The organism is Brachybacterium ginsengisoli (genome assembly GCF_002407065.1).
GTDB classification, from domain to species: Bacteria; Actinomycetota; Actinomycetes; order Actinomycetales; family Dermabacteraceae; genus Brachybacterium; species Brachybacterium ginsengisoli.
Genome location: NZ_CP023564.1, coordinates 3147455 through 3162673 on the forward strand (window position 1 = coordinate 3147455; position 15219 = coordinate 3162673).

Consider the following 15219-nt stretch of genomic DNA (forward strand, 5'->3'; position numbering starts at 1 on the left):
TCTCGCCGTTCACGCTATCCAGCCCGCCCGGCAGGGGCAACCGTTCCTGCCGGGCGGTCGGTGCACCTCAGCGCCTCGCTTCAGGCCGGAGGTCGGGGCGGGGCCGCGACGGGAGAGCGAGGAGAGATCCCGGTTCAGGCCCCGTCCGTCGGCCCCTCGGGCAGCTCCATCCGGCCGTCGACCCGTCGCGGCACCCGGCACGGGTTGTCCTCGCGCAGCTCCGGCGGGAGCAGCGCGCTCGGCGCGCTCTGGTACGCGATGGGCCGCAGGAACCTCCGGAGCGCGGAGACCCCGACAGAGGTGTGCTGGCTCGTGGTCGACGGCCACGGCCCGCCGTGGTGCTGCGCCCAGGAGACGGCGACACCCGTTGGCCAGCCCTCGAACAGGATCCGGCCGCACCGGGCACGCAGGAGGTCGAGGACCTGCTCGACGTCCTCGCCGGGCTCGCAGTGGAGGGTCCCGGTGAGAGAGCCCTCCATGACCTCGAGGGCGGCGCGCAGCTCGGCCTCGTCGCGGTACCGGACCAGGAGGGTCACGGGCCCGAAGATCTCGCCGTCGAGCTCCTCGCCGCGCTGCGCGAAGTCCTCGGCAGCGACCGCGAGCAGTCCCGGCTCGCCGGGTGCCCCCGGCGTCAGGAGCGTCTCCACGCCGGGAACCTTCCGCACCCGCTCGAAGCCGTCCAGATACGCCTCCGCGATCTGCGGGGTCAGCATCGTCTGGCGGTCCCTGGGCGTCGCGTCCATGATCGAGGACTCGAGCTGGGAGCCCTCCGGCACCAGGACGATCCCGGGCTTGGTGCAGAACTGCCCCGCTCCGAGGAGGAAGGACTGCGCGAGCCCCTCGGCGAGCGCGGCACCGCGGGCGTGGTCCGCGGCGGAGGTCACCACGACCGGGTTGGTCGAGCCGAGCTCCCCGAAGAAGGGGATGGGACGCGGCCGGGCGGCGGCCCGGTCGGCGAGAGCGCGACCCCCACGGGTCGACCCGGTGAACGCGGCGGCCGTGACGTCGGGGTGATCGATCAGGGCGATCCCGTCCTCGAACCCCTCGACGAGGGAGAACATCCCTCGCGGCGCTCCGGCGGCCTCCAGGGCGCCGAGCACATGGGCGGCCACCGCCCGGGAGGTCCCCGGATGGCCCGGGTGGGCCTTCACGATCACCGGGCACCCGGCGGCGAGCGCGGAGGCCGTGTCCCCGCCGGCGACGGAGAAGGCGAAGGGGAAGTTCGAAGCGCCGTAGACCGCGACCGGCCCCAGCGGGACGAGCATCCGTCGCAGGTCCGGGATCGGAGGCGTCGCGCCGGGATCCGGGTGGTCGATGGTCACCTCGAGGTAGGAGCCCTCCTCGAGGGCCGACGCGAACAGGCGCAGCTGCGCCGTGGTGCGGGCGACCTCCCCCCGGAGGCGGACCGCGCCGAGGCCGGACTCCTCCCCGGCGAGGGGGACGAGCTCCTCCGACGAGTCGTCGAGCCGGTCGGCGATCGCCCTCAGCCATCCGGCCCGGACCGCGGGAGCCTCGGGGCGGGCGGAGGCCGCCGAGCGGGCCTGCTCCACCGCGTCGTCGACGTTGCTGGTCACCGTCATCATGCGGGCACCTCCATCGAATCATCGGCCACCAGGGCACGGCCGGCGGCGAGAATCTCCGCGAGCTGGTCGAGCTGTGCGGGGGTGGGGTCCGACAGCGGCGGGCGCACCCCTCCGACCTCGACGCCGGAGAGCCTCAGCCCCGCCTTGATGAGGGAGACCGCGAACCCCGGGGTGGAGTCACGCAGCCTGGTCAGCGGGGTGTAGAAGCCGTCCTGGAGATGGTCCTGGGTCTCCTGGTCCCCGTCACGGTACGCCCGGTAGAAGGCGTTCGCGATGTCCGGAGCCATCGCGAAGGCCGCGGAGGAGTAGAGCTCGATCCCGATGGCGCGATACGCGGCCTGGCTCGCCTCGGCGGTCAGCAGGCCGTTGAAGAACTGCAGATCAGCACGGCCGCAGCGACGAGCGGCGGCGACCAGCTGCTGCGCCAGGGCGACGTCCCCCACACCGTCCTTCACACCGGCGAGGGTGGGCAGCGCGCAGAGCCGCTCGAGCATGGCAACGGTCAGCTGTGCCTGACCGCGGTGGTAGACGATCACCGGCAGCTCCGACCGGCCGGCGAGATCCTCGAAGTACCGGGCCACGCCGTCCTCCGGCCCGCCCACGAGGTACGGGGGCAGCAGGAGCAGCCCGTCGACGCCCAGCTCGCGGGCGGCGCGCACCTGCTCCCGCGCCTGCCCGATGGGTCCGCCGACGCCGGCGAGCACGGGGACCCTGCCGGCGGCCGCGGCGACGCCGGCGCCGACCACCGCCCGGTACTCCTCGGCGCCGAGCGTATGGAACTCCCCCGTCCCGCAGGCGATGAAGACGCCGCCGGCGCCGCGGTCGACGCCTCTCTCGACGTGCTCGCGGAGCAGGTGCACATCGACCTGCTCCTCCGCGTCGAACGGGGTGACGGGGAAGAAGAGCACGCCGTCGAAGGCGGGCAGGAGGGCCGGGGGTGTGGTGGCGGGTGCAGTCATCAGGAACTCCTCGGAACGGTTCGGATCAGAAACGGGGCAGTCGGGGATCGAAGTCCGGCTCGAACCGCCGGAGGTAGGTCGCGTCATCACGCTCGGAGCGTCCCGAGTCGAGGAGGACCTGGTGCTGACGGGCCAGCGCGTCCTCGTCCAGCTCGACGCCCAGTCCGGGCCCGCGCGGCACGGCGAGCGCCCCGTCGCGGAACTCGAGGGCGCCGGGGACCACGATGTCGTCCTCGCGGTTCCACGGGTAGTGGGTGTCGCAGGCATGGGTGACGGCGGGGGTCGCGGCGGCGAGGTGGGTCATCGCGGCCAGGGAGATGCCCAGGTGGGAGTTGGAGTGCATCGACATGCCGATGCCGAACGTGGAGCAGATCGCCCCGAGCTCCTGGGTGTGGCGCAGCCCGCCCCAGTAGTGGTGGTCTCCGAGGATGATCTGGACGGACCTCTTCTCGACGGCCTCGGCGATGTGCTCGAAGTCGACCACGCACATGTTCGTCGCGAGCGGAGCACCGGTGGCGGCGTGCACGGCGGACATCCCGTCGAGTCCGAGCACCGGATCCTCGAGGTACTCGAGGAGATCGCCGATCTCCTCGGCCATGCGCAGCGAGGTCTCGTGCGACCAGGCCCCGTTGGGGTCGATGCGCAGGGGATGCTCGGGGAACGCCGCCCGCAGCGCACGGATGGCCTCCGCCTCCTCCTGCGCCGGGAGCACCCCGGCCTTGAGCTTGATCGAGCGGAATCCATGGAGATCGATCATCCGGTGCGCCTGGGCGACGATCCCCTCCGGGTCCAGCGCGGCGCCCCACTCGTCGGCGACGACGGTGCCGTCGGCTCCCGGGTGCCCCTCCCACTTGTAGAAGAGATAGGCCGCGAAGGGGACCTCCTCCCGCACCGCGCCTCCGAGCAGATCGACGACCGGGACGGACAGGATCCTGCCCTGGGCATCGAGCGCGGCGACCTCCAGGGGCGCGAAGACCGTTCGCCGGTCGTTGCGGGACAGCGGCCCGGCATCACCGCCCAGGGCATCGTCCACCGCCCGCTCGATGCCGTTCAGGTCGAGGACGCTGCGCCCGATCACGTGGGGACGGACGCGTTCGAGGCGCTCGGTCACCGCTCGCCCCCCTCGCCCCTCCCCGAGACCGATCACCCCGTCGTCGAGGACGAGCTGCACGACGGTGCGCAGGGCGAGCGGCTCGTGCAGACCGGCGGCGTTCAGGAGCGGCGGGTCGCGGAAGGCGATGGGGGTGACGATGACGTCGCGGATGATCATGGAGATCCTTTCGTGGCCCGGCGGTGGTGCCGGCCGGTGGTGGGAGGGGTCAGCCCTTGATCGCGCCGGCGTTGAGCCCTCGCATGAAAGATCGCTGGAACGCGAGGAAGGCGATGACGCTGGGGAGCATGGCGAGCGCGGCGGCGACCAGGACGACCCCGATGCCGACCTCGGGGTCCGAGCGGAGGCTGCTCAGCGCGAGCGGGAGCGTGTAGTTGTCGGAGTCGGAGGCGACCAGGAGCGGGAGCAGGTACTGGTCCCAGATCATGGTGAACCCGAAGACCCCTGTCACGCCCAGTGCCGGGGTGACCATGGGCAGCACCACCGACCAGAAGATGCGCAGCTCGCCCGCGCCGTCGATCCGGGCGGCCTCCTCGATCTCCGTGGGCACCTCCTTCATGAACTCCACCATCACCAGGATCCCGAAGCCCCAGGCGAGCACGGGCACGATCATCCCGGCGAGGGTGTCGGTGAGGTTGATGCCCAGGAGGGGAAGGTCCGAGAGCACCACCGTCAGCGGGATCGCGAGGATCTCCTCCGGGAGCATCATCGTGGCGAGGATGAGCAGGAGCACGATCCCCGCTCCGCGGAACCGCTTGCGGGCGAGGGCGTAGGCCGCGAGGACGGAGACGGCCATCTGCAGCAGGAGGCCGACGCCCACGACGATCAGCGAGTTCCTCAGGTAGACGAGCACCTGCTGGTCGATCGCGCTCTGGAGGTTCCTGAGGGTGAAGCCGTGCGGGATGAGCGACAGGGTCGAGGGGTCCCGGGAGGTGCTGAACGCGCCGACGATCACGGCCAGGAGCGGCCCGGCGAAGACGAGGACGACGAGCGTGCAGAGCACGCCGACGAGGGCGCGGACCCACCAGCGCCGGGAGCTCCCCAGGCCGAGTGCGGTGTCGAGCTGAGCGGTCATGACTGGATCCTCCGGGAGACGAGGCGCACGGCGAGGGTGAGGACGATGGTGGCGAGCAGCAGGATGACCGACCCGGCGGCCGCGACGCCGAGCTCGATCTGCTCGAATCCGAGCCGATAGATGAGCGTCATGAGGACTTCGGTGGAGCCGTTGGGGCCGCCGTTGGTCAGCAGGAAGACCTCGGTGAAGATGCGCATCGCCCGGATCGCGGCGAGGGTGAAGAGGATCGCGAGGACCGGTCGCAGCGCCGGGAGGGTCACGTGGCGGATCCTGCCGATGATTCCCGCGCCGTCGAGGGACGCGGACTCGTAGAGGCTGCGGTCCACGCCGACCAGGCCCGCGATGATGATGATCATGTTGTACGGGGCATCGCGCCAGATGCCGACGAGGATCACCGACAGCATCGAGGTGTCCGGGGAGTTGATCCATGCCGAGGGCTCGATCAGGAAGAGGCCGAGGATCGAGTTGGCGAGTCCGTCGGAGGTGGGGTGGTAGATGATCCGCCAGACCTCGGCGATGACGGCGGTCGGGACGACCACCGGCAGGAACGCCGCCGAGCGCACGAACCAGATCCGGCGGGCCTGACCCTCCAGCAGCAGGGCGAGGGCGAAGCCGAGGACCATCGCTCCGCTGATCTGCGCCACGGCGATCACGACCGTGTGCCCCGCGGCCCGGAAGAACTCGCCGTCGGTCAGGAGCGTCCGGTAGTTGTCCCACCCGACCGCGGTGTTGCCGAGGTAGGGCCGCACGTCGAGGAAGCTCATCACCACGGCCTGGCCCATCGGGATGAACTTGAAGTAGACGAAGAGGATGAGCGCGGGGGCGAGGAACAGCCACGGGGTGATCCATCGGCCCGAGCGGGCGGAGCGGCGACGGCGCCGCGGCGGCACGGGGGCGTCCACCTCGGTGCGGGCGGCACCGGTGGGGGCTCGATCATCGAGGACGGTGCTCATGCCAGCGCCCCCTGCTCCTCGAGCGCCGCGGTGAAGCTCGCGTGGAGCTTCTCGGCCTCCGCTCCCACGTCCAGGGAGCAGTCGCTGATCAGCGCGTTGATCGTGGTCGCCGATCCCTGGAGGAAGGGATTCCAGTTCGGGACGGCGGGGACGTACCTCCCGTACCGGTCGTAGATCTCCTGGAAGTGCTCCCACTCGCGGTCGGTGCGTGTGTCCATCATGTCGACCGTGGTGTTGACGGGCAGGCGCACGAGGTTGCCGTCCCTGTCGCCGGCCATGCCGATGGCCTGGCCCTCGGGCGAGATGACGAACTCGGCGAACGCCTGCTGCGCCTCGTTGCTGTCGGATCCTGCCATCAGATAGAGGTTGTTCCCTTCGGCGAGGGTGGTGAGCCCGGTGGGGCCCGGCGGCGGGGTGAGGACCTCGAACGCGTCGCCGAGGGTCTCCCGGATGATCGGCAGCTCGTAGGGGGCCACGAGGAAGGAGCCGGCCCGTCCCGCGAGGAAGGTGTCCTTGGATCCGCCGGTGTCCTGGCTGCTGGCTCCGGGCTGGATGACGGCGGAGTCGCAGGCGAGGTCGCGGATCCAGGTCAGCGCCTGGATGGATCCGTCGTCCGCGATGGCGGAGCGGAGCCCGCCCTTCGTCTCCTCGACGTACTCGCCTCCTCCGGACCAGAAGAAGGACGAGGTGTTCCAGGAGACGTAGCCGCGCTTGGTGGTGCCGGCGATCGCGATGCCCGCGACCTGCTTGCCGGTCCCGTCCGGATCCTCCGTGGTGTACGCCGTCCACATGTCCACGAGGTCGTCCCAGCTCTCCGGGACCGCGATGCCGAGCTTCTCCCGCCAGTCGCGCCGGTTGAACAGCGCGACCGTGTGCGCGGTCATCGGGACGCCGTAGGTCCTCCCGTCGTAGCCGGTCGCTCCGTCCCAGGCGCGCTCGTGGAGATCCGAGGCACCCTCGATCTCGTCGCGGTCGATCTCGCGGAGCAGCCCCTGCGTCTGCATCGTGCCCAGCTGGGCGGTGTCGTTGATGACGATGTCCGGCAGGTTCCGCTGCACGGCACGCTGCTGGAGCTTGAGCTCGAAGTCCTGCGACAGCGAGGTCAGCTCGGCCTTGATGCCGGTCTTCGCGGTGAACGCAGCGACCAGCTCCTGGCCGATCATGTCCGACGGGGTGTTCGGTGCCTTCCGCTGCCAGATGTCGAGGCTCTGGTCGGTGCGGGGCAGCTGGGCGACCTGCGCCTGGGATGTCATCCCCGAGCAGCCCGCCAGCAGGAGCGCCCCGGTGAGCGGGGCGATCAGTGCGGTTCTTCTCTTCATGGCGGTCTCCATCGGTCGCGTGACCTCGACGACGGACCGAGGCGGAGAACACTGTAAGAACGTGGAGTGATGCCCGTCCAACACTCTTTTTGCATACTTTGATACCTTCTCGGCATGAAACTCTCGTTGGACAGCCTCGCCGCCTTCATCGCCGTCGCCGACGAGGGCCATTTCGGTCGTGCCGCCGAGCGGCTGTCGATGACGCAGCCTCCACTGTCCCGCCGGATCCAGGGGCTGGAGTCCCTGACGGGCACCCTGCTCTTCGAGCGCACGGCGCAGGGCGCGACGCTCACGCCCGCCGGCGAGGCCCTGCAGGTGGAGGCGCGCCGCCTCCTGGCGCAGACGGAGGCGCTGCCGGACCTCGTGCGACGGGTCGACGACGGGCGTGCGGGACGCATCGCCCTGGGGTTCACCGCCTCCTCCTCGATGGGCCCGCTCGGGCCGCTGCTCGCCGAGGCGGAGGAGGTCCTGCCCGGGGTGGAGATCGTCCTGCAGGAGCAGGTGACGTCGCTCCAGCTGGAGGGGCTCCGCGCGGGACGCCTCGATCTCGGGCTCCTCCGCCATCGGATCCCACCGCCGGACCTCGACTCCCGCGTGATCCACCGCGAGCGCCTCGTCCTCGCGGTCCCGGCCGCCCATGCCCTGGCCGGGTCGGAGGCGGCGGTGGAGCCCTCGGATCTCTCCGGGCTCGCGATGATCACCTATGACCCGGAGCAGGCCGCCTACTTCGCGCAGCTCGTCACCGCCGTGCTGCGGGGCTCGCGACCCCGCTCCGCCCAGCGCGTCGCCCAGATCCATTCGATGATGGGGCTCGTCCAGGCGGGACGGGGCGTCGCCATCGTCCCGGAGTCGATTTCCTCGCTCACCGGCGACGAGGTCGTCTTCCGCCCGATCAGCGGATGGGACGCCGCCGTCGTCGAGCTCCGCATCGCCTGGCGCCGGGACCTCGCCCACCCTGCCGCGCGCCGCGCCCTCGACGTGCTGGACGCGCTCTCGGAGGCATCCGCGAGGCCGTAGGCACGGGCCGCAGGAGCGCCGTCCGAGCCGGCTGTCCCCGCACTACACTCAGGCGAAGTTCGCGGCCCGCGCTTCTCGACCGGCAGGAGGATGCCCGATGGCGATGCCCAAGCTCCTCGCCGGTGTGGACATGCCTCCGGCGCTGTCCACGGTGATCGCCGATCGGCTCCGGGAGATGATCACCGACGGCACCATCGCGCCCGGTGAGCGCCTCAAGGAGGCGGATCTGGCGAACTCGATGTCGGTCAGCCGCGGGCCCGTGCGCGAGGCGATCACGGAGCTGACCCGCGAGGGCCTCGTGGAGTCCCAGCGGCACCGCGGGGCCCGGGTGATCACGCTGGAGCATGGCGACATCGAGGAGATCTACTCGATGCGCCTGGCGCTCGAGCGGCTCGCGATGGAGCGCTGCTCCCAGCGCATCACCCCTGAGCTGCTGGCCGCCCTCGATGACGTGATCTCCCGGATGGCGGCCGTCGTGCCGGAGGCGTCGGACGACCACCATGTGCGGCTCGACCTCGAGTTCCACGACCTGATCTACGCCGCCGCCGAGAACTCGCGGCTCGAGCGCAGCTGGCTGATGCTGCGCAGCCAGGTCTCGATGTTCCTGGGCGCCCGCACCGACCGGGCCGAGTTCCGCACGAAGCTCCACGAGGAGCACCAGGAGATCCGGGACGTCCTGGCCACCGGAGACTCCGAGGCGGCGGTGGCGTCGATCGAGAAGCACATCGGCTGGACCCTGCGGCAGATCCGCAAGATGACCGCGCTGGAGCGGCAGCCCGGGGAGTCCGGCCCGCTGTCCGGACCCGGGCCCGAGGGGAAGACCGGGCTGTAGGGCGTCGCGCGAGACGGCTGCGAAGCCTGCCGGGCGGCCCGCGGCGAGACTGGTCTCGGGACCCGTCGACGAGCGACTCATGGATTGTTGACAATTTGCAATCCGGTTCCTAGTCTGAGTCCGACGCGCAGGGCACACCCCGCTCTCGCCGTCCCGCGGCACCGCAGCCGCACCCCTCGGACCCCCGAGTGCACGACGCGCAGTCCCCGTTCCGCGGCACGCCGTCCCCCTGCCGCCCTCCGCCGATCCCCGTCGCGTCCCCGGCGCGACCCGGCTCGGTCACCGCACCCCCGCCTCGCACCGCGAGCCCTGAAAGGCAGTGACCCGCGTGTCCACGACCGCACAGCCAGCCCCTGTGAACCTCACCAGCGCCCGAGCCTTCCCGCCGAACGCCCCGAGCGACCCCTCGGCCCCGCACGTGACGGCGGCGAGCGTCGACATCGACGCCGGCGCGGAGAGCGGGCCGCTGACCCGGCTCTGGGAGAGCGTCGGCTACGACGAGATCAACCTGACCTACACCCCCACCGGGCGGCACCTGCTGAACACCTTCGGCGCGCTGACCAGCACCGGATACCACATCCGCCCCCACTACGCGCTGTGCTCGGGCACCGGCTTCCCGATCCCCCACTGGGGCAACGGCAACGTCTACCACGAGGACGCCGACGGCACCGCGCACTACGACTTCACGATCCTGGACCAGACCTACGACGCGATCGTCGAGGCCGGTCACCACGTGCTGGTCGAGATCGGCTTCACCCCGCGGGACCTCCTCCCGCCGGAGGCCGAGGAGCTCACCGTCACCTCCAGCCCCACCGTCTACTCGGCGTACGAGGCGGGCCAGTGGGCCTACCCGCCGAAGGACTACGCGACGTGGCGCGACCTGCTCGCCGCGGTCGCCGCGCACTGCGTGGAGCGCTACGGGGCGGAGGAGGTGGACACCTGGCTGTGGGAGCTGTGGAACGAGCCGGACATCTTCTACTGGCGCGGCACCCCCGAGCAGTTCCATGAGCTGTACCGGGCCACCGTCGAGGGCGTGCGCAGCGTGCTGCCCGACGCGAAGGTGGGCGGCCCCGCCGTCACCGGCGGCGGCACCGAGTTCCTCCACGGCTTCCTCGAGTACACCGCCGCCGAGGACCTCCCGCTGGACTTCGTCTCCTTCCACACCAAGGGATCGAGCTTCAGCCCCTGGCGGGTCTACGGCCCCACCGGCGCCGACGCCCCCGAGCAGCAGAGCCCGTCGGCCCACAAGATGCTCTTCGAGGTCCGCTCGATGCTGCGAGTGATGGCGCAGTTCCCGCAGTACCGCACCCTCCCGGCGATCATCGACGAGTGCGACGCCGGGGTGCCCGCGCACTTCTCGTTCTACGACAACGCGAACTTCCGCTTCCAGAACACCGAGTACTACCCGGTGTTCCAGGTGAAGCTCATGAAGAAGCTGCTGGACCTCGGCGAGCAGGAGGGCGCGAACATCCAGCAGGCGATGTCCTGGAGCTTCTACTTCGAGGGCGAGCGGTTCTTCGAGGGGACGCGGGCGTTCCTCACCGCGGACCGCATCGAGAAGCCGCTGCTGAACGCCTACCGCCTGCTGGCGAGGATGGGGTTGACGCGCCTGGCGGCGAGCAGCGACTCCTCCCACGGCGTCGAGCTGCTCGACGCCGCCGAGGGCCGCAGCATGCCCGAGGAGGTCGACGTGCTCGCCTCCCGACATGAGGACGGACGGATCGCCGCCGCCGTGTGGCGCCACACCGACGATCAGTACCGCACCGCCGAGGCGCCGACACCGGTCGCGCTCTCGGTGCGCGGCCTGGCGCCGGGCGGCTACCGCCTCACCCACCACCGCATCGACGCGACCCACTCCAACAGCCACACCGTCTGGCAGGAGCTGGGCGCGCCGCAGGTCCCTGGCCCGGAGCAGCTCGCGGCGATCCATGCCCGCGAGGGCTTCGAGGAGCTGACCGCGGCGATCGAGGTGGAGGTTCCGGCCGACGGGCGCCTCGCCCTCACCGTCGAGCTGCCGCTGCCGGCCGTCTCCCTGCTCGAGCTGGAGCCGCTGCGATGACCCTCTCCCCCACCGCCCCGCTCACCGACCGCCTCGAGATCGCCCCCGGCGTGGAGATCCCCCAGCTGGGGCTCGGCGTGTTCCAGATCGTCCCCGACCAGGTCCAGCCCGTCGTGGAGGACGCCCTCGAGGTCGGCTACCGGCACGTGGACACCGCCGCGGCGTACAACAACGAGACCGGCGTGGGCGCGGCCCTGCGCGCCTCCGGCCTGGACCGCGAGGAGGTGTTCGTGACCACCAAGCTCCGCAACGGCGACCAGGGCCACGACGCCACGCTGCAGGCCTGCGCCGCCTCCCTGGACCGGCTGGGCCTGGACCGCATCGACCTCTACCTCATCCACTGGCCGAACCCCGAGGCGGGGCTCTGGCAGGAGTCGTGGAGGGCGCTCGAGCGCCTGCACGCCGAGGGAGCGGTCCGCGCCATCGGGGTCTCGAACTTCCTGGCCGAGCACCTGCGAGAGCTCGCCGATGTCGCCGAGATCCTCCCGGCGCTGAACCAGATCGAGCTGCATCCCGCGCACGCCCGGCAGGACCTCGTGGCCCTGCAGACCGAGCTCGGCATCGCGGTGGAGAGCTACTCCCCGCTCGGCCAGGGCGGCGACCTCGAGCTCGGCGCGGTCACCGAGATCGCCGCGGAGACCGGGGCGACCGGCGCCCAGGTGATCCTGCGCTGGCACCTCCAGCACGGGTACGTGGTGATCCCCAAGACCACCTCCCGGGACCGGATGGTGGAGAACCTCGACGTCGGCGGGCTCTCCCTCACCCGGGACCAGATGGCCCGGCTCGACGCCCTGGACCGCGGCCACCGGATCGGCAACGACCCGGCCACCTTCTCCCTCAGCCAGATCCGCTGAGCCCCACCCACCGCCGGTCCGCCCCCGGCACCGCTCCGCGCACACCCCCGTGCGCAGGAGCTGCGTCGTCGACCCCTCGAGAGGAGGTCCCGTCATGGCCGCAACCCCGGTGCTCACCCGTCCCTCCGCCCGCCGCCAGGCCGCCCCCGCGCGCAGCGCGCGTCGGCCGGAGCAGCGTGCGCGACTGCGCCGCCGGAACGTCTGGATCTACGCATTCCTCCTGCCCACGTTCGTGCTGTACGGGATGTACACGCTGTACCCGATGATCGCGAGCTACTGGTACTCCCTGGTGGAGTGGAACGGCTTCACCGCCGACCAGCGGTTCGTGGGCCTGTCCAACTACCGCGCCGTGCTCGCCGATCCGATGTTCTGGTCCGCCGTGAAGATCACGCTCGTCTTCATGCTGATCGTGGCGCCGCTGCGGGTGTTCGGCGCCTTCTTCCTGGCGATCCTCCTGAACTCGCCCAAGCTCCGCTTCTCGGGGTTCTTCCGCACGATGTACTTCCTGCCGGTGGTGACCACCACCGCGATCGTCGGCGTGGTGATGCGGTTCGTGCTCGACCCCGCGAGCGGGCCGCTGTCCTTCCTCTCCCAGCTGCTGGGGATGGGGCCGATCGACCTGCTCGGCTCGACCTCCTCCGCCCTGGCCACCGCGGGCCTGGTGTACGTGTGGAAGTTCTTCGGCATCACCCTCATCTACTGGCTCGCGGCCCTGCAGACCGTCCCCCGGGACCTGTACGAGGCCGCCCGCATCGACGGCGCGAACGCCGTGCAGACCTTCCGCCACATCACGCTGCCGCTGCTGATCCCGTTCCTGCTGATCATCACCGTGCTCACCGTGGAGGACTGCTTCCACGCCTTCGACCTCATGCAGACCATGACCGCCGGCGGCCCCTTCTTCAGCACCGAGATCATCGAGATCTACATCTACCGCTACGCCTTCGCCGCCACGATCCCCCAGCTCGGCTTCGCCTCCGCGGCGGCCGTCCTGTTCGGGCTGCTGGTGCTCGTGGTGGTGGGAGTGCAGCTGTGGGCCACGATGCTCGCCCGACGCTCAGGAGCCCGCGCATGACCGCCGCGACCCGTCCCGTGCCCCGCAGCCGCTGGCGGCGCCGCCTGCCCTGGTGGGCGGTGATGGCGGCCCTGACCGTGATCGCCGTGCTGTGGATCTACCCGTTCATCTGGATGGTCTCCGCCTCGCTGAAGTCACCCGCGGAGATCTTCGCCGGCGGCCTCTCCCTGCTCCCCGAGCAGATGCGCTGGGAGAACTACGCCCGCGCCTGGACCGACGGGAACTTCCAGCTGTATCTGCTGAACACGGCGATCGTCACCGTGGGCACCGTGGTGATCGTGGTGGTGCGGTGCGCGCTGGCGGGCTACGTGCTGGGCCGGTACCGCTTCCCCGGATCGCGTCTGATCCTGGGGATCCTGGTGGCGACGCTGTTCGTCCCCACCGGCTACACGATCATCCCCATCGTGAAGCTGTCGATGCAGCTGGGCCTGCTGGACCAGCTCTCCGGCATGATCCTCGCCCTGGCCGGCGGCGCGAACGTCGCCGCGATCCTCATCTACGCCGGCTACTTCCGGGGCCTTCCCGCCGAGCTCGAGGAGGCGGCGGTGGTGGACGGCGCCGGGTTCCTGCGCACCTTCACCCAGGTGATGCTGCCGCTGTCGATGCCGGTCACCGCGACCGTGTCGGTGCTGACCTTCCTGTTCACCTGGAACGCCTTCTTCCTGCCGCTGGTGTTCTCCTTCTCCGACCCCACGCTGCGCACCGTCAGCGTGGGCATGCAGGCGTTCGTGGGCGAGAACTCCACGGACTGGGCCGGCATGGCCGCGGCGGGCGTCATCTCGCTCGTTCCCATCGTCGCGCTGTTCGCCTTCATGCAGCGCTACTTCGTCGAGGGCATCGCCGGGTCCGTGAAGTCCTGACCCTCCCGACGCCCCTTCCCCCCCACCGCCCGTCCCGCATCACGATCTCAACGAGGAGCTCCCATGCATCACCTGACCCGTCGTCACACCCTGGCCGGACTCGGCGCCGCCGGCCTCGCCACCCTCGCCGCGGCCTGCGGCGGCCCCAGCGCCCCGCCCTCGACCGGAGGAGGAGCCGGCGGCGCCGCCGGCGCGCTGCGCTGGTGGGACCACTTCGGCGGCCTGCAGGAGCTCCACGATCGGTGGGCGAAGGAGGAGGGCGAGAAGATCGGCGCCACCATCGAGCACACCTACAACGAGCCCGGCGCCGCCACCGAGGCGCTGCAGCTCGCCAACCAGGCGAAGCAGCTGCCGGACGTGTACACGGCGCTGGTGGGCCTGCCGCTGCCGGCCCTCGTGGAGGCGGGATGGGTCCACGAGATCACGATCTCCGACGAGGCGCGGGCCCGCCTGCCCGAGGGCGCCCTCGTGGAGGGACTCACGCAGCTCGACGGGGCCCTCTACGGCCTGCCCGCCTTCAGCGAGAAGCAGTACGTGGGCCTGGCCTGGTACAGCACCGAGATCGCCGACGCCGTCGGGTTCGAGCCGCCGCGCAGCTACGACGACCTCCTCGGCGCGCTCCAGGCCATCGCCGATCATGGAGAGTTCGCGCCGATGACGATGGCGCTCGGCGCGGCGGGCCGCATGCGCGAGCAGATCGACGACATGGCGCAGGCGGGCGGCTTCCCCGGCTACCAGGGCCAGCGGTACGACACCGGCGAGTACGAGTACCAGCACGACGCCTACATGACGGCGATCGAGCTGTACAAGGAGATCGCCGAGAAGGGCTTCCTGCTGCCGGGCAGCAACGGCTTCCAGATCCCCGACGCCCGCGGCCGCTGGGCCGCCGGAGGGATCGGCTTCCACATGGACGGCCCCTACTCCCCCGGCGGCGTGCGCTCCCTGAACCCGGACATGCTCCCCACGATGGCCCTCGCCGGGATGCCCACCCCGGAGGGCCAGGACGTGGTCGCCGCGCGCGGCGCCCGCGGCGCGGACTGGGTGATCGCCGGGTCCACGCAGAGGGCCGAGCAGGCCTCGCAGCTCATCGAGTCCTTCACCCAGGAGGACTACCAGCGGGAGCTCGCCGCCGGGATGGACCAGCCGCCGATCCTGCTCGATGTGGTGGGCGACGCCGAGGTCATCGCCCCGTACGCGCAGATGGTGGAGGACTTCTCGAAGCAGGTGTTCCGCGCCCCGCAGGCGATCGTGCGCACTGTCGAGGTCGCCGCGGTGGAGGCCCGGCGCACGCCGGTCACCCCGGAGCTGGGCGACATCATCCAGGGCTACCTCGGCGGGGAGATCGACGACCTGAAGCAGGCGCTCGTGGACCTCAGCGCCGCGCACTCCACCGCGCTGGATGCCGCCATCGAGGCCGCGGCGGGCGAGGGCGCCGCGGTGGACCGCTCGGACTGGGAGTTCCCGGACTGGAAGCTCGGGACGGACTACACGTACTGAACGGCGCCCCGGCGACTAGCGTTGCCCC

13 protein-coding genes are annotated in these 15219 nt (G+C 71.1%); 7 read left to right on the plus strand and 6 right to left on the minus strand.

Translation table 11 applies throughout. The annotated features are described in order from the left end of the window. Positions 1 to 134 precede the first annotated feature (134 nt). From CFK41_RS14150 to CFK41_RS14175, 6 genes are read right to left on the minus strand one after another with little or no spacing between them, the layout of a single operon-like run. On the minus strand, positions 135 to 1583 hold the full coding sequence (locus CFK41_RS14150; protein ID WP_096800251.1) for an aldehyde dehydrogenase (NADP(+)): 1449 nt from the start codon (positions 1581 to 1583) through the stop codon (positions 135 to 137). Further along, the gene (locus tag CFK41_RS14155) at positions 1580 to 2542 is read right to left on the minus strand and encodes a 5-dehydro-4-deoxyglucarate dehydratase (RefSeq protein ID WP_096800252.1); all 963 of its coding nucleotides are present in this window, start codon (positions 2540 to 2542) and stop codon (positions 1580 to 1582) included. Before CFK41_RS14155 ends, CFK41_RS14150 begins: the two co-directional genes overlap by 4 nt. Positions 2543 to 2567: 25 nt before the next feature. Next, complete coding sequence (locus CFK41_RS14160) at positions 2568 to 3812, minus strand: glucarate dehydratase family protein (protein ID WP_096800253.1); 1245 nt, start codon at positions 3810 to 3812, stop codon at positions 2568 to 2570. A gap of 49 nt (positions 3813 to 3861) precedes the next feature. Then, positions 3862 to 4728, minus strand: coding sequence for a carbohydrate ABC transporter permease (locus CFK41_RS14165; RefSeq protein ID WP_096800254.1), 867 nt, complete (start codon positions 4726 to 4728; stop codon positions 3862 to 3864). Continuing rightward, positions 4725 to 5681, minus strand: coding sequence for a carbohydrate ABC transporter permease (locus tag CFK41_RS14170; protein ID WP_096800255.1), 957 nt, complete (start codon positions 5679 to 5681; stop codon positions 4725 to 4727). Before CFK41_RS14170 ends, CFK41_RS14165 begins: the two co-directional genes overlap by 4 nt. Continuing rightward, the gene (locus CFK41_RS14175) at positions 5678 to 7000 is read right to left on the minus strand and encodes a sugar ABC transporter substrate-binding protein (RefSeq protein ID WP_169928822.1); all 1323 of its coding nucleotides are present in this window, start codon (positions 6998 to 7000) and stop codon (positions 5678 to 5680) included. The genes CFK41_RS14170 and CFK41_RS14175 overlap by 4 nt, the downstream gene beginning before the upstream one ends. Positions 7001 to 7114: 114 nt before the next feature. Here CFK41_RS14175 and CFK41_RS14180 point away from each other — a divergent pair, with 114 nt between their 5' ends. The 7 genes from CFK41_RS14180 (at position 7115) to CFK41_RS14210 (ending at position 15191) form a co-directional block, all read left to right on the plus strand. Further along, on the plus strand, positions 7115 to 8017 hold the full coding sequence (locus tag CFK41_RS14180) for a LysR family transcriptional regulator (RefSeq protein WP_151904765.1): 903 nt from the start codon (positions 7115 to 7117) through the stop codon (positions 8015 to 8017). A gap of 97 nt (positions 8018 to 8114) precedes the next feature. Beyond that, a complete protein-coding gene (locus tag CFK41_RS14185; protein ID WP_096800257.1) occupies positions 8115 to 8849 on the plus strand; it encodes a GntR family transcriptional regulator in 735 nt (244 codons plus the stop codon). Positions 8850 to 9177: 328 nt separating this feature from the next. Beyond that, complete coding sequence (locus CFK41_RS14190; RefSeq protein ID WP_096801103.1) at positions 9178 to 10908, plus strand: GH39 family glycosyl hydrolase; 1731 nt, start codon at positions 9178 to 9180, stop codon at positions 10906 to 10908. Then, a complete protein-coding gene (locus tag CFK41_RS14195; RefSeq protein WP_096800258.1) occupies positions 10905 to 11762 on the plus strand; it encodes an aldo/keto reductase in 858 nt (285 codons plus the stop codon). The genes CFK41_RS14190 and CFK41_RS14195 overlap by 4 nt, the downstream gene beginning before the upstream one ends. A 94-nt stretch (positions 11763 to 11856) precedes the next feature. After that, a complete protein-coding gene (locus CFK41_RS14200) occupies positions 11857 to 12834 on the plus strand; it encodes a carbohydrate ABC transporter permease (protein WP_096800259.1) in 978 nt (325 codons plus the stop codon). Beyond that, positions 12831 to 13694, plus strand: coding sequence for a carbohydrate ABC transporter permease (locus tag CFK41_RS14205; protein ID WP_096800260.1), 864 nt, complete (start codon positions 12831 to 12833; stop codon positions 13692 to 13694). Before CFK41_RS14200 ends, CFK41_RS14205 begins: the two co-directional genes overlap by 4 nt. 63 nt (positions 13695 to 13757) lie before the next feature. Next, positions 13758 to 15191, plus strand: coding sequence for an ABC transporter substrate-binding protein (locus tag CFK41_RS14210; RefSeq protein ID WP_096800261.1), 1434 nt, complete (start codon positions 13758 to 13760; stop codon positions 15189 to 15191). Positions 15192 to 15219: the final 28 nt, after the last annotated feature.

Excerpts from the sequence above, each read along its gene's own strand:
- CFK41_RS14150 (WP_096800251.1), bottom strand. The coding sequence starts at position 1,583 with ATGATGACGGTGACCAGCAACGTCGACGACGCGGTGGAGCAGGCCCGC.
- CFK41_RS14155 (WP_096800252.1), bottom strand. The coding sequence starts at position 2,542 with ATGACTGCACCCGCCACCACACCCCCGGCCCTCCTGCCCGCCTTCGAC.
- CFK41_RS14160 (WP_096800253.1), bottom strand. The coding sequence starts at position 3,812 with ATGATCATCCGCGACGTCATCGTCACCCCCATCGCCTTCCGCGACCCG.
- CFK41_RS14165 (WP_096800254.1), bottom strand. The coding sequence starts at position 4,728 with ATGACCGCTCAGCTCGACACCGCACTCGGCCTGGGGAGCTCCCGGCGC.
- CFK41_RS14170 (WP_096800255.1), bottom strand. The coding sequence starts at position 5,681 with ATGAGCACCGTCCTCGATGATCGAGCCCCCACCGGTGCCGCCCGCACC.
- CFK41_RS14175 (WP_169928822.1), bottom strand. The coding sequence starts at position 7,000 with ATGAAGAGAAGAACCGCACTGATCGCCCCGCTCACCGGGGCGCTCCTG.
- CFK41_RS14180 (WP_151904765.1), top strand. The coding sequence starts at position 7,115 with ATGAAACTCTCGTTGGACAGCCTCGCCGCCTTCATCGCCGTCGCCGAC.
- CFK41_RS14185 (WP_096800257.1), top strand. The coding sequence starts at position 8,115 with ATGGCGATGCCCAAGCTCCTCGCCGGTGTGGACATGCCTCCGGCGCTG.
- CFK41_RS14195 (WP_096800258.1), top strand. The coding sequence starts at position 10,905 with ATGACCCTCTCCCCCACCGCCCCGCTCACCGACCGCCTCGAGATCGCC.
- CFK41_RS14200 (WP_096800259.1), top strand. The coding sequence starts at position 11,857 with ATGGCCGCAACCCCGGTGCTCACCCGTCCCTCCGCCCGCCGCCAGGCC.
- CFK41_RS14205 (WP_096800260.1), top strand. The coding sequence starts at position 12,831 with ATGACCGCCGCGACCCGTCCCGTGCCCCGCAGCCGCTGGCGGCGCCGC.
- CFK41_RS14210 (WP_096800261.1), top strand. The coding sequence starts at position 13,758 with ATGCATCACCTGACCCGTCGTCACACCCTGGCCGGACTCGGCGCCGCC.